The sequence below is a fragment of the Streptomyces sp. NRRL F-4489 genome, assembly GCF_001509485.1.
In the GTDB taxonomy this organism is placed as follows: Bacteria; Actinomycetota; Actinomycetes; order Streptomycetales; family Streptomycetaceae; genus Streptomyces.
In genome coordinates this window covers 1-14,281 of the sequence record NZ_LLZI01000034.1, presented here as the reverse complement: position 1 = coordinate 14,281, position 14,281 = coordinate 1, and the positions used below count along the sequence as shown (strand labels likewise).

Genomic DNA, 14,281 nt, shown 5'->3' with positions numbered 1-14,281 from the left:
GGGTTTCAGCTGGCGTTCGATCTGACGAAGAAGGGGGCGATTGTCGAGCGGTTGCTGCCGGAGGGGTTTTTCGATCCCAAGACCCGGGTCATCGTCACCGTCTCGGTCAAGGGGACGCCGGTGGTGCTGCTGGACGGGGTGATCGTCCGGCAGGAGGTGGGGAGCAGCAATCATCCCGGGCAGTCGACGCTCACCGTGACCGGGGAGGATCTGACGCTGCTGATGGATCTGGAGGAGCGGACGGACCGGTATCCGAATCTGGCGCCGTCGCAGCGGGTCGAGCGGATTCTCGGCAAGTACGCCGATTACGGGATCGATACGCGGATCATTCGGGAGCAGATTCCTCAGCCGCCGCGGGAGCAGGTCCGGGTGGATTACCAGACGGGGACGGACTTGCAGTATGTGAATGACCTGGCGCGGGCGAACGGTTACACGTTCTATCTGGAGCCGGGGCCGGTGCCGGGGCGGTCGACGGCCTTCTGGGGGCCGGAGCAGCGGCTGGGGCAGCGGCAGCACGCGCTGAATGTGAATATGGACGCGAATTCCACCGTCGATCAGCTGACGTTCGCGTACGACGGGACCGCGCGGGAGGAGCCGCAGGCGCGCGTGCAGGATCCCGTGACGCGGCAGGCGCCGCTGCTGGCGCAGCCGGATATCAGTCCGCTGCGGCCGCCGCTGGGGCTGCGCGCGTCACCGGCGCTCAAGCGGAAGACGCTGAGCGGGACGGCGAAGATGGACGAGGGGCTGGCGAAAGCGGAGGCGCTGGGACGGGCCGCGACCAGCGCGGACGCGATTTCCGGGTCCGGTTCGCTGGATGTCACGCGGCACGGATATGTGCTGCGGCCACGGGAGTTGGTGGGTGTTCGGGGCTCCGGGGTCACGTACGACGGGGATTACTACGTGAAGAGCGTGACGCACAATCTGCGGCCCGGTTCGTATACGCAGAATTTCACGCTGTCGAGGGAGGGGCTGATCGCCCGCGGCACCACCGTTCGGCCGTAGGCAGCCCCATCGCACCCAAAGCCCGCCCGTACCACCAACGCCCGCCCGTACCCGTCCGCCAAGTCCGCGAAGGAAACTGAGGAGAGACGCCCCGTATGGCTATGGCTGCTGCACCGAACAATCGCTTTCTCGGCAAATTCCGGGGCCGGGTGGCGGCGAATGACGACCCGATGGGAGTCGGGCGGTTGAAGGTCCAGGTCCCGGATGTGCTGGGGGACGAGGTGTCGACGTGGGCGCTGCCCTGCTTTCCGTTCACCGGGGAACGGGCCGGGCAGGTGGTGGTGCCCTCGGTCGGGGCCGGGGTGTGGGTGGAGTTCGAGCAGGGGGACCCCAGTTTTCCGGTGTGGGTGGGGTGTTGGTACGGGCGGCGGGACGAATTGCCGGAGGACGCGCAGCGGGATCCGGCGATTTCGCATCCGGTGGTGATCCAGACGCCGGGGAAACACAAGATCGTGATGTCGGACGTGCCCACCGAGGGAATTCTGCTGCAGGCCCCGGGCGGGGCGTATGTGCGGATCGACGCGACCGGCGTGCATATCAGTAATGGTCTCGGGGCGTCGATTTCGGTCTCCGGTGAGCAGGTCGATGTGAACGACGGCCGGCTGACCGTACGGAAGAAGCACTGACCACAAGCGGGGGAGGCAGGGCAGATGGCGAGCGGGAATGTCCTTCACGGCGGATTGGCCGTGGCGTGTCCGCACGGCGGACGGGCGGTACCGGCCGCGTCCGGCGGCGGCAGCTGCGGCAGCGGCTCCGGCGGGGCCGCGGTCCAGGTCGACGGCGCACCGGTGGCCACCGCCACCGACACCTACCTGGTGACCGGATGCCCGCATGCCGTCGCGGGCCGGCCGCAGCCCTGTACGAGCGTCCGGTGGGATCCGGGCGGCGCGGGCCGGGAGGTGTGCGTGGACGGCGTACCGGTGCTGCTGGACACCACGGCGGGGATGTGTTTCGGCGCCGGGCTGGTCCCGCAGGGGCCGCCCGTGGTCGCGCCGGGCCAGGCCGGCTCCGGGGCGCGGCAGGCGGTGGTGTGCGGATGAGGCCGGCGGCGCAGCGGGCGCGGACCGATATCGCGTTCCCGTACCGGATCGACCGGCGCGGGCGGACCGCGCACGCCCGTTACGACGCGCATGTACGGGGTCTGATCGAGCAGTTGCTGTTCACCGGGCCCGGGGAGCGGGTGATGCGGCCGGACTTCGGGTGCGGGCTGCTGGACCTGGTCTTCACGCCGAACAGCCCGGAGCTGGCCTCCGCCCTCGAACTCTCCGTCCAGGCGGCGCTGCAGCGCTGGCTGGGCGAGCTGATCGAGGTGGAGTCGCTGGACGTGGTCAGCGAGGGGAACGCGGTGCGGGTGTCGCTCCAGTACGTGGTGCGCGCCACCGGGGCCCGCCGCGACGAGGTGTTCGAGGGGCGGGGAGCGGAGTGATGAGCGGCAGCGGTACGCGCGGCGCCGGCCGGCGGGAGCGGATCCGCCGGGCGCGGCGCAACGGCGTGGACGAGGTGGAGGTCTCCGGGGACGGGCGGACGCTGACCGTCACGTTCCTGGGCAAGGCGCCGCACGGGCTGCGCCCGGAGAACGTCCGGATCGACGGCGGGCGGCGGATCACCGGCATCGAGGCGCTGGAGATCGCGGTCGAGCGGGAGGAGGACCCGGAGCTGGACGACCGGCTGGTGGTGACGCTGGACCGGGCCGGGGACCTCTCGCCGTACCGCCTCTCGGTGGTGGAGACCGATCCGTACGGGCGGCCGGGCACCGAGCCGTTCCCGGGCTTCGACCAGCGGTATTTCTCGGCGGAGTTCTCGTTCCGGCCGGACTGCCCGACACCGTTCGACTGCGTGGCGGAAGACGACCCGGGCCCCGGTGGCGAACGGCTGCCGGAGGCGTTCCGGGCCGCCGCGCCCGTCATCGACTACACGGCCCGCGACTACGCCACGCTCCGGCAGGTCGTCCTGGACCGGCTGCGGCTGACGACCCCGGAGTGGGTGGAGCGGAACCCCGCCGACCTCGGCACGACGCTGGTGGAGCTGCTGGCCGCCACCGCCGACCGGATCAGCTACCAGCAGGACGCGGTGGCCACCGAGGCGTATCTGGACACCGCCCGGCGCCGGGTGTCGGTGCGGCGGCACGTCCGGCTCATCGACTACCCGATGCACGACGGGTGCACCGCGCGGGCGTTCGTGGCGGTGCGGGTGGTGGGCGAACTGACGCTGCTGCCGGGGACGTTCCGCTTCGCGGCGGTGGACTACCGCACGTTCGGGCCGCGCGACCGGCCGGAGATCGGGACGGTGATCGACGACCGGGAGCTGGCGGTGCTGGCCGAGCGCGGCTCGCTGGAGGTCTTCGAGCCGGTGGTACGGGACGCGCCGCTGCGGCTGCTGCCCCGGCACAACACCATCCGGCTGTGGACCTGGGGCGGCGAGGTGTGCGGCCTGCCCAAGGGGGCCACGGCGGCGACGCTGGTGGACGGGTGGGCGGACGAGGACGCGACGGGCGGCGGCCCTGAGCACGGCGACGCCGCCCGGAACGACAACGACGCGGCCCTCGAAAACCGCCCCCGCCACCTCTCCCTCTCCCCCGGCGACCTCCTCCTCTTCGAGGAGGTCAAGGGCCCCCGCACCGGCACCCCGGGCGACCAGGACCCGGCCCACCGCCAGGTGGTGCGGCTGACGTCCGTCACCCCCGCCGTGGACCGGCTCGTCGGCCAACCCGTACTGGAGGTCACCTGGGCCGCCGAGGACGCGCTGGCGTTCCCGCTGCGGCTGACCACCCGGGGTGGCCAGGACTGCGCGCCGGTGGAGGACGTGAGCGTGGCCCGGGGGAACGTCGTCCTGGTGGACCACGGCCGGACCCTGGACACCGAGGACGGGCATCCGGAGACCGTCACCGTGCCGCCCGACCCGGCGGTCCTGGCGTCCTGCGATCCGCCCGCGTTCGGCTGCTGGGACGGCGGGCACGGTGAGAACGAGGCCGGGCGGCTGCTCACCGCGCTGATCGAACGGGCCGAGAGCGGACGGGAGTTGAGCCCCGCCGACGTGCGGCGGCTGTTCGCCGTGGTGGGCGAGGAGGCCGCCACGCGGGCCGGGGTCGGCCTGGAGTCGGCCGGGCTGCGCGCCGAGCGGGTCGTACCGGGTACGGCGTACGCCCAGGCGGCGGCGGTGCGGACGTTGCTGGCGCAGTCGGTGTACCCGGGGATCGTGCCGCGCTTCCGGCCGGTGCTGGACCGTTCGCCGGTCGTGCAGGCGGTGCCGTTCCCGCGTCCGGAGCATGTCGCGGCCGGGCAGGCGGAGCGCCTGGCGGCGATCCCGGAGCGGATGCGGGCGCGGCTGCTGGAGCTGTGGCGGTCGGCGCGGGACCGGGACGGGCTGGACATGGCGGAGATCGCCGAACTGACCGTGCTGTTCGGCCCGAAGGCCCTGGAGGGCCTGGAGCTGTCCCGGCATCCGGTGCGGGCGCTGCGCGCGCTGCTGCACCGCGCCCCGCGGCTGCTGGACGGCAAACTGCGCAGGCTGGCGGTGCTGACCGCGCGCGCCCGGGCCGGCACGGTGCTGGACGGGCGGACCGCCTGGGAGATCGCGCAGACCTGGGGCCCGTCGTACGCGGCCGGGCTGCATCCGGACGAGCCGGTGCTGCACGGCCCGGCGGCGGCCGTCCGCCAGGATCCGCGCGAGGCGCTGCCGGCGGTCCGCGTGTACGAGCTGCCGGATGAAGCGTCCGACGAGGGAGACGAGGCCGCCGTCTGGCTCCCCCGCCGCGATCTGCTCCGCAGCGGCCCGCGCGACCGGCATCTGGTCGGGGAGCTGGCGGACGACGGGCGGCTGGCGCTGCGGTTCGGCGACGGCCGCTACGGCGCGCGCCCGGTACCCGGCACCCGGCTGGCCGTGCGCTACCGGATCGGCGGCGGCCCGGCCGGCAACGTAGGCGCCGAGGCGATCGGCCATCTCGTCCTGCGGCGCGACCCGGAGGAGTCGGAGGCGGCGGCGCCGCTGCCGGTCGCCGGGGTGCGCAATCCGCTGCCCGCGGTCGGCGGCACGGCGCCCGAACCGGTCGAGCAGGTACGGCAGTTGGCGCCGCTGGACCTGAAGCGGACCCGGCTGCGGGCGGTCACCGCGGAGGACTACGCGGCGCTGGCCGGCGCGCTGCCGGGTGTCCAGCGGGCGGCGGCGGAGATCCGGTGGACCGGCGCCGTCCAGGAGGCCCGGGTGGCGATCGACGCGTATGGGACGGCGGATCCGCCGCCGGCGCTGCTGGACGCGGTGGGCGGCGCGCTGGAGCGCCACCGCCGGATCGGCCACGACGTGGTGGTCCAGCCGGCCCGGTGGGTGCCGCTGGACGTGGCGCTGGCGGTGTGCGCCGAGCCGGGGCACCAGCACGGGCAGATCCTGGCGGAACTGTACCGGGTGCTGGGGGCGCGGGCGCTGCCCGGCGGGCGGCGGGGCTTCTTCCATCCGGACGCGCTGACGTTCGGGGAGCCGGTGCGGCTGAGCCGGCTGGTGGCGGTGGCCGCGGCGGTGCCGGGCGTCCGCTCCGTGGCGGTGACCCGGCTGCGGCGGATGTTCCACGAGGACCGCGGGGAACGGGAGGCGGGGGTGCTGGGGCTGGGGCCGCTGGAGATCGCCCGCTGCGACAACGACCCGGACCGGCCCGAGAACGGCCGGCTGGCCATCGACTTCGGGGGTGCGCGGTGACGGAGCACGGGACGGCGGGCAGGAGCGGCTGCGGGTGCGGCTGCGGCGGTACGGGCGGGTGCGGTACGGGCGGGTCCGGTACGGGCCGGGACGGCGGCGGGCACGACGAGCGCCGGGCCGACCCCGCGCTCTACAACCCGCCGGGCCGCACCGCCCTGGACTACCGCGTCGGGGACCACGCTTCGTTCCTCGCCGCGATGCTCGACCGGCTCGCCTCGCCCGCGTACCCGGCGCTGCGCGGGCTGACCGTCCGCACACCGGACGATCCGTCCATCGGGCTGCTGGACGCCTGGGCCGTCCTCGGCGACCTGCTGACGTTCCACAGCGAGCGGATCGCCGACGAGGGGTATCTGCGGACCGCGACCGAGCACCGTTCGCTGGCGCTGCTGGGCCGGCTGGTGGGGCACCGGCCGCGCCCGGGGGTCGCCGCCGACACGTACCTCGCCTACACCGTGGACCGCGATCCGCGGGCCGGGGACGTACCGGTGCCGATCCCGCGCGGGGCGCGTAGCCACAGCGTGCCGGCCGGGCCCGGTGAGGAGTCGCAGACCTTCGAGACCGACGAGGACCTGACCGCGCGCTGGTCGTGGAACGAGCTGGCGGTCCGGCGCCGCCGTCCCGCGCTGCTCACCCCCGGCGACCTGACCACCCGCCCGGAGCTGCTGGTCGCCGGGACGGCCACCGGGCTGACCACCGGCGACCGGCTGCTGTTCGACTTCGGGGCGCGGCGGGTGCTGCTGCCGGTGGCGTCGGTGCGGCCGGACCCGGCGGCGGAGGTGACCCGGCTCGGGCTGCCGAAGGCGGCGCCCGCGTCGCTGCCGGAGCTGATCGCCGAACTGCGGGCCTGGATCACCGAGCCGCCCCCGGCCACCGACCCGGACGATCCGGAGTACCCGCCGCCGCCCACACCGCAGGCGCCCAACCCGCGGCCGGTGAGCCGGTTCGTGGCGGACTTCGACGCGCAGGTGCTGGCGCCGCTGCGGGCGGACCTGGGCGGGATCTCCTCCCCGGACGCGCTGGCGGCGCGGCTGGCCGGGCCGCATGAGCGGCTGGCGGAGGCGCAGGCGGTGGCGGCCGGATATCCGGAGGTCGCCGCGTGGTTCGAGGAGCTGCAGGCGGTGGTGGGCGAAGTGGCCTGTCGGGCTGGGGAGTTGGGCGGCGAGCCGGTGAACGCGCCGGGGGCCGCCCCTGCCGCCTCCGGCCCCGCGCCCGGCGAGCCCCCGCTCCCCCCGGCCCTCTCCGCCCTCGCCGCCGTGCTGCCCGCGCTGCGGACCCGGGTGGTGCGGCCGCCGGCCGCCGACCGGGCCGTGGCCGGGGACCCGGCGCGGGCGTTCGGCGCCGGCGCGGAGCTGGGCGCGCGGCTGCTGGCCGCCCTGGACCCGCGGGTCGCCGACGGCCTGTATCCGGCGTGGCGGCGGGCCGCGGCCCCGGTGCCGGCCGGCGGCCCGCGCGCCACCGGGGACGAGCCGGTGCTGCGCGCCCTCCTGGCGATGCGGGTCACCGCCGCCCCGTTCGGCGCGACCGCCCCGCTCAAGCCCGTACAGGACGACCGGGGCCGGATCGTGCGGACCGCGGACTGGCCGCTGACCGGGGCGGCGCTGACCAGTGTGCGGGTGGTGTTCGACACGGCGGGGAAGGTCCCGGTGCGGGCGGAGTTCCAGCATCTGGAGACCGGGAGTTCGGATCAGCGGGTGGAGAATCTGCCCGCCGACACCTCCTTCCCGCTCGGGCCGGGCCGGGTCGAGCTGCACACCCGCACCGGCCCGGACCACGATCTGAGCTGGCTGGGGCGCCGCCCGGTGGATTCGCAGGAGCCGGGGGTCACCGCGCGGCTGCTGGCCGGTCTGCCGGAGCGGACGCTGTTCGTCTCCCGGCCCGCCGAGGACGGCCGGATCCACGTGTCCGTCGACAACGGCACCCCGCAGTCCTGGCGGCTGGCGCCCGGCGAGCACCGGCAGGTCCGGCACGGCGAGTACGAGGTGACGGTGCGGGTGGCGGCCGGCGGTGAACCGCCCGCCGTGGAGATCGGGATCGCCACCGTCCCGGCGCCGGCGGACCGGCACGTACTGGCGCTGGACGGGGTGTACGACGGGATCGCGGTCGGCGGCTGGGTCGCCATCGAGCGGCCCGGCAAGGGCGCGGACGGCCCGGACGGCATCCCCGGTGACAAGCGGCTGGCGTTCGTCACCACCCGCGTCACGGCGGTCCGTACGGCCGTCCACACCCAGTACGGGATCACCGGCCGGGGCACCGTGCTGACCCTCGCCGACCCGTGGCTGGACGAGCACGATGTGGCGCTGTCCGCGATCCGGGGCACCACCGTGCACGCCGCGGGCCAGGAGCTGGCGCAGGCGGACGACCCGGTGGGCGAGGACGTGCACGGCGACCGGCTCGAACTCGCCGAACTGTACGAGGGGTTGCGGCCCGGCCGGTTCCTGATGGTCTCCGGTGAGCGGACCGACATCCCGGGGGTGGCGGGGGTGCGCGGCACCGAACTGGCGGTGATCGCGGGCGTGGCGCAGACCGTGGACCCGGCGCTGCCCGGCGACCGGGTGCACACCACGCTGACCCTGACCCGCGGCCTGACCCACCGCTACCGCCGGGAGTCGGTACGGATCCAGGGCAACGTCGTCCCGGCGTCGCACGGTGAGAGCCGCGACGAGGCGATCGGCAGCGGGGACGCCGCGCGCGCCCACCAGACGTTCGCGCTGTGGCGGTCCCCGCTGACGTGGCTGCCCGCCGACAACCCGCTGGGCGCCGTACCGGAGCTGGAGATCCGGGTGGACGGGCTGCGCTGGCACCCGGTGGACAGCCTGGCCGGCCGCGGCCCCGATGAGCGGGTGTACGTGACGGCCACCACCGGGGACGGCCGGACGACGGTGACGTTCGGGGACGGCGTGCACGGCGCCCGGCTGCCGACCGGCCACGACAACGTCCGGGCCCGCTACCGCTTCGGCACCGGCCGGGCCGCGAACGTCGCGGCGGACCGGATCACCCAGGCGGTGACCCGCCCGCTGGGCGTCACCGGCGTCACCAATCCGCAGCCGGCCATCGGCGGCGCGGACGCGGACGGCCCGGCGCTGACCCGGCGCACCGTCCCGCTGGCGGTCTCGGCCCTGGACCGGCTGGTGTCGCTGGCGGACTACGAGGACTTCGCGCGGTCCCGGGCGGGCATCGGCCGGGCCGCGGCCCGCGAGGTGTTCGACGGGCGGCGGCAGGTGCTGCACGTGACGGTGGCCGGGGTGGACGACATCCCGATCGCCCCGGACGCGGAGGTGCTGCGGGCGCTGCGGGCGGCGCTGGCGGAGTACGGGGACGGCCGGCTGCCGGTGCGGGTGGACGTACGGGAGCCGGTGCTGCTGCTGTGCGCGGCGCGGATCAAGGTCGCGCCGGACCACTCCTGGCCGCTGGTGGAGCCGCGGGTCCGGCGGGCGCTGCTGGACCGGCTGGGCTTCGACGGACGGGAGCTGGCCCGGCCGGCCCGGCTGTCGGAGGTGCTGGCCGCCGCCCAGGCGGTGCCCGGGGTGGACTACGTGGACGTGGACGCCTTCACCGGCGTCCCGGCTTCCGCCACTCCGGCCCAACTGGCCGCCCTGGCAAGCGATTTGACCGGCCCCCCGGCCACCTCCGTACCGTCCCATCCGGCCCGCTTCGAGGAGCGGATCCACGAGGTCACCGCGGACGGCGGCGAGACCCTGACCGCCATCGCCGCCCGCTACGGCATCTCCCTGGCCGACCTGTTGCGCCTGAACCCCGATGTCACCGACACCCGCCCGCTGCCCCGGGGCCGCGCGGTCCGCGTCGTCCGCGGCGTCCGCCCGGCCCAGCTCGCGCTGTTCTCGCCGCGGGTCGCGGACACCCTGATCCTGACGGAGGTAACCCGATGACCACGAGCCGGGAGCCGGACGGCCTCGCGGAACTGCTGCCGCGCTGGCACCGGCTGCGCGACGCCGAACGGGGCGAGCCGCTGCGGGCGCTGCTGGCGGTGATCGCCGAACAGGTGGACCGGGTCCGCGACGGTGTCGCCCAGCAGTACGACGACTGGTTCGTGGAGACCGCCGCGGAGTGGGTGCTGCCGTATCTGGGCGATCTGGTGGGCTACCGCCCGCTGCCCGGTTACGAGCGGGTGCTGGCCACCGGGCTGCGGGACGGCGGGCTGCCGGACGCCTCCCGGCGGCGGCTGGCGGAGGCGCTGGCGCCGCGCCGCGATGTGGCGGCCACGGTCGCCAACCGGCGCCGCAAGGGCACCCTGCCGCTGCTGGAGGAGCTGTCGGCGGACGTGGCGGGCTGGCCGGCCCGGGCGGTGGAGCTGTCCCGGCTGGTCACCCACCACCAGCCGGTACGGCTCTACGGGTCGGCCACCGGGGCCGCCGACGCCCGGCGGGCCGCGCGGGGCCGGCTGGTGGACGTCCGCGACGGCGCGGCCCTGGACCTGGCCGGCGGCCCGTTCGGCACGCTCCCCCGCACCGCCGACGTCCGCCGCGCCAACTCCCGCCGTTCACAAGGCGGTTACTCCCCCACCGGCGTCGCCCTGTACGTCTGGCGCCTGAAGCCCTACGCCCTGACCCGTTCCCCTGCCTACTGCCTCGACCGGGCCCGCAGCCTCTACACGTTCTCCATCCTGGGCAACGACACCCCGCTGCTGACCCGCCCCGAGCCGGAGCCGTCGGCCGCCCACCTCGCCGCGGTCGACAACGTCCCCGCGCCGATCACCCGCCGCCAGCTGCACGACCGGCTCGCGGACTACTACGGGCCCGGCAAGAGCTTCGTGATCCGCCGGGACGGCGAGGACCGCCCGGTGCCGCTCGCCGACCTCGTCGTCGCCGACCTGAGCGCCTGGCGCTACCGGCCCCGGCGCGGCCAGATCGCGGTCGATCCGGAGCTGGGCCGGATCGCGTTCGGCGCCCGCTCCGCGCCCCGGCAGGGTGTGTGGGTGGACTACCACTACGGCTTCGGCGACGACCTGGGCGGCGGCCAGTACCCGCGCGAACCCGACGGGCGGCCGGCCCGCCCGGAGGCCGCCGTCTACCGGGTCGGCCCCGGCGCCCCGTTCCGCCGCATCATGGACGCCTACGCGGCCTGGCGGCACGACCGGCGGGCCGGGAACGGCGCCCCCGAAGGCATCATCGAGATCGTCCACAGCGGCGCCTACCAGGAGCAGCTGGACTTCGACCTGGAAGCCGGCGACCGGCTCCAGCTGCGCGCCGCCGAGGGCACCCGCCCGGTGATCCGCCTGCTGGACTGGTACAGCAACCGCCCCGACGCCCTCAACATCCGCGCCCTGGGCGGCGATTGCCCGCCCGGCGAACGCCCCCGGATGGTCCTGGACGGCCTCCTCGTCACCGGGCGCGGCCTCAACGTCACCGGCCCCCTGGGCGCGCTGGTCCTGCGCCACTGCACCCTCGTCCCCGGCTGGTCCCTGGAACCGGAGTGCCACCCCGCGTCCCCGGAGGAGCCCAGCCTCGTCCTGGACCGGACGACCGCCTGCGTCGAGATCGACCGGACCGTTCTCGGCACCATCGAGGTCATCGGCGACGAGGTCGGCACCGACCCGCTCCTCATCCACCTGCGCGACAGCGTCCTCGACGCCACCGGCACCGACCGGGCCGCCCTGTCGGCCCCCGACTGCCGCCACGCGCACGCCGAACTCTCCGTCCACCGCACCACCGTCCTCGGCGAGGTGCACGTCCACGCCGTACGGCTCGCCGAGAACAGCCTGTTCACCGGCCGGCTGCACACCGCCCGCCGGCAGGTCGGCTGCGTCCGCTTCAGCTACGTCCCGCCCGGCTCCCGCACCCCGCGCCGCTACCGCTGCCAGCCGGACCTGGCCGGCCCCGCGGACGCCGCCCGGGTCCGCCCGCTGCTGCGCTCCGCGCGCTACGGCACGCCGTGGTACGCGCAGCTGGCGGACGGCTGCCCCGAGGAGATCCGGCGCGGCGCGGAGGACGGCGCGGAGATGGGCGCGTACCACGACCTTTACCTGCCGCAGCGCATGGACAGCCTCCGCGCCCGTCTGGCGGAGTACACACCGGCGGGGGTGGGGGCGGGGGTGGTGGTTGTGACGTGAGGGGCGCCGGGGGCGTCAACGGCCGTACTTTTACCGCCTGTTGGCCGCCGTGCCCGACCGGCACAACCGACCGCCACGACTGACCGCCACGACTGACCGCCACGATTGGCCGCCGTAACCGACCGCCGTCACCGACCGCCGCAGCTTCCGCCATCACCCGTACGAGGGGGACCCCTTCCATGCACGCCGATCTCTCCCGCATCACCCACCGGCCGGAGCGCCACTACTCCGCCGTGGTGGCGCAGCAGGGCCGGGTCCAGCTGGACGCCGACGCCAACGAGCAGACCGCGATCCAGCTGTTCCAGGCCCGCACCCTGGCCGCCGACCTGATCGGCCCGCACGGCGGCCCGCAGGGCGCCACCGGCTTCAGGATCGACCTGCGGGGCGGCCCGCACGAACTGGACGACCTGGTCATCGGCGGCGGCCGCTACTACGTCGACGGCATCCTGTGCGACGCCGACCGGCCGGGGGCGGGGACGCCTGTACCGTCGGTGCCGTCCGTATCGACTGCCGGTGCCGCTGGGGGCCGCGACGGCGAGTCCCCGGACGCGGACACCCCGGACGCCCCGGCCGCGCCCGCCGCACCCACCACTCCCCGGACCTGGACGTACTGGGACCAGCCGGACGCCTTCCGGGACCCGGAGCGCCCCGCCGACCGCCTCCCCACCCACTTCCCGTACCTCGTCTACCTCAAGGTGTGGGAGCGGCTGGTGACCGCCGCCGAGGACCCGGCGCTGCGCGAGGTGGCGCTGGGCGCCGCGCTGCCGGACACCGCGGCCCGCACCAAGGTGGTCTGGCAGGTACTGCCGCTGCCGGCCTCCGAACTGGGCCTGGACGGCGACAATCCGCCGGCCGGCGACATCCGCACCGCCTTCGCCGACTGGGCCCGCAAGGCAGCCACGCCTGCCAGCCGTCTGGCGGCCCGCAGCGAACGCCCCGACCACGCCGACGACGACCCCTGCCTGGTCGCCCCCGAGTCCCGCTACCGCGGCCCGGAGAACCAGCTCTACCGCGTCGAGATCCACGACGCGGGGGCCGCCGGGCAGACGGGAGCGGAGGGGCAGGCGGACCATGGAGGCCACTCGGGCCCGGCCACCTTCAAGTGGTCCCGCGAGAACGGCTCCGTCACCTTCCCCGTCGACACCCTGGACGGCACCTGGGTGGAACTGGCCTCCCTCGGGGGCGACGACAAGCTCTCCCTCCACGTAGGCGACCTGGTCGAGTTCGTGGACACCGCGTACACCAGCCGCGGCGAGGCGGCGCCGCTGCTGCGGGTCGAGGAGGTCGACCTGCCCGGCCGCCGGGTGCGGCTCTCGGACGAGCCGGCGCCGGGCGTGGGACGGCGGCCCGAACTCCATCCGTTCCTGCGCCGCTGGGACCACCAGGAGCCCGGCCGCGGCACGGTCCGGCGCGGCGACCGGCCGGGCCGGCTGCGGCACGGCGCGCTGCCGGTCGAGGAGGGCCGCTGGCTGCCGCTGGAGGACGGCGTGGAGGTGTACTTCGAGCCCGGCGGCAGGTACCGCACCGGCGACTTCTGGCTGATCCCGGCCCGTACCGCGACCGGCGGCGTCGAATGGCCCACCGACACCGCGCGCCGCCCCCTGCTCCAGCACCCCGGCGGCATCGCCGTCCACTACGCCCCGCTGGCCTGGGTCCACGGCGAACAGGCCGTCCCCGACCTGCGCCTGTCCTTCCGCCCCTTGGCGACAGCCGTCCAGCCGGGCGCCGGCGAGACCGCTCCGGGCCCGAACTCGGGCGGCGACGGCACCCTGTCCACCGGCGGCACAGACGGCCCGGCCAACCCATCCACCGGCACCGGCACCGGCACCGGTACGGGCACCAGCACGGTCAATCCCCGGTCACAAACCACCGCCGAGGCCGAGGCCCAGGTGGACGAGGCCGAGTCGGAGTCCGGGTCCGGGGCCGGCGAGGCGGGGGGCGCGGGCTGATGGCGGACCCCCTGACCGGCACCCGGCTGCTGGCCGCGCTCCGCGCCGAGGGGCTGACCGTCCACGAGGTCCGCGACTGGCGACGGCACCACCGCAACACCAAGGGCCCGTGGGGGCCGGTGCACGGGGTGGTGGTGCACCACACCGCCACCGAGGGCACCGACGCCTCGGTGGACCTCTGCTACGACGGCCGCCCTGACCTGCCGGGGCCGCTCTGCCACGGCGTCATCGACAAGTCCGGCGAGGTCCACCTGGTCGGCAACGGCCGCGCCAACCACGCCGGCCTCGGCGACCGCTACGTCCTCGACGCGGTGATCGACGAGGAGGAGCTGCCCCCGGTCCGCCTCGCCGACACCGACGGCAACCGCCACTTCTACGGCTTCGAGTGCGTCAACCTGGGCGATGGCCAGGACCCCTGGCCCGAGGCCCAACTCCTGGCCGCGGAAAAGGCCGCCGCCGCCCTCTGCCGCGCCCACGGCTGGACCGAACGCTCCGTCATCGCCCACAAGGAATGGCAACCCGGCAAAACCGACCCCCGCGGCTTCCCCATGCCCATCCTCCGCCAACGCATCGCCAC

The 14,281-nt window shown here is 75.4% G+C and carries 9 protein-coding genes; all 9 read left to right on the top strand.

The genetic code is table 11. From position 1 onward, the window contains the following. The coding region (locus ADL22_RS05070; protein WP_066974190.1) for a hypothetical protein at positions 1-1,002 on the top strand (1,002 nt) is incomplete at its 5' end. Between the two features lie 101 nt (positions 1,003-1,103). After that, the gene (locus ADL22_RS05065; protein WP_066974191.1) at positions 1,104-1,628 is read left to right on the top strand and encodes a phage baseplate assembly protein V; all 525 of its coding nucleotides are present in this window, start codon (positions 1,104-1,106) and stop codon (positions 1,626-1,628) included. Positions 1,629-1,688: 60 nt separating this feature from the next. Continuing rightward, a complete protein-coding gene (locus ADL22_RS05060; RefSeq protein WP_324615506.1) occupies positions 1,689-2,042 on the top strand; it encodes a hypothetical protein in 354 nt (117 codons plus the stop codon). Continuing rightward, complete coding sequence (locus tag ADL22_RS05055; protein WP_066974188.1) at positions 2,039-2,428, top strand: GPW/gp25 family protein; 390 nt, start codon at positions 2,039-2,041, stop codon at positions 2,426-2,428. Before ADL22_RS05060 ends, ADL22_RS05055 begins: the two co-directional genes overlap by 4 nt. Next, entirely contained in the window at positions 2,428-5,688 is a 3,261-nt protein-coding gene (locus tag ADL22_RS05050) for a putative baseplate assembly protein (RefSeq protein WP_066974187.1), read from the top strand. The genes ADL22_RS05055 and ADL22_RS05050 overlap by 1 nt, the downstream gene beginning before the upstream one ends. Then, positions 5,685-9,575, top strand: coding sequence for a putative baseplate assembly protein (locus ADL22_RS05045; protein WP_079063847.1), 3,891 nt, complete (start codon positions 5,685-5,687; stop codon positions 9,573-9,575). Before ADL22_RS05050 ends, ADL22_RS05045 begins: the two co-directional genes overlap by 4 nt. Then, positions 9,572-11,755 (top strand): hypothetical protein, encoded by a 2,184-nt coding sequence (locus ADL22_RS05040; protein ID WP_066974186.1) that lies wholly within the window; start codon positions 9,572-9,574, stop codon positions 11,753-11,755. The genes ADL22_RS05045 and ADL22_RS05040 overlap by 4 nt, the downstream gene beginning before the upstream one ends. A 179-nt stretch (positions 11,756-11,934) precedes the next feature. After that, complete coding sequence (locus ADL22_RS05035; RefSeq protein ID WP_066974185.1) at positions 11,935-13,704, top strand: DUF6519 domain-containing protein; 1,770 nt, start codon at positions 11,935-11,937, stop codon at positions 13,702-13,704. Further along, on the top strand, positions 13,704-14,281 hold a 578-nt coding region (locus ADL22_RS05030), incomplete at its 3' end, for an N-acetylmuramoyl-L-alanine amidase (RefSeq protein WP_199836221.1). The genes ADL22_RS05035 and ADL22_RS05030, both read left to right, overlap by 1 nt.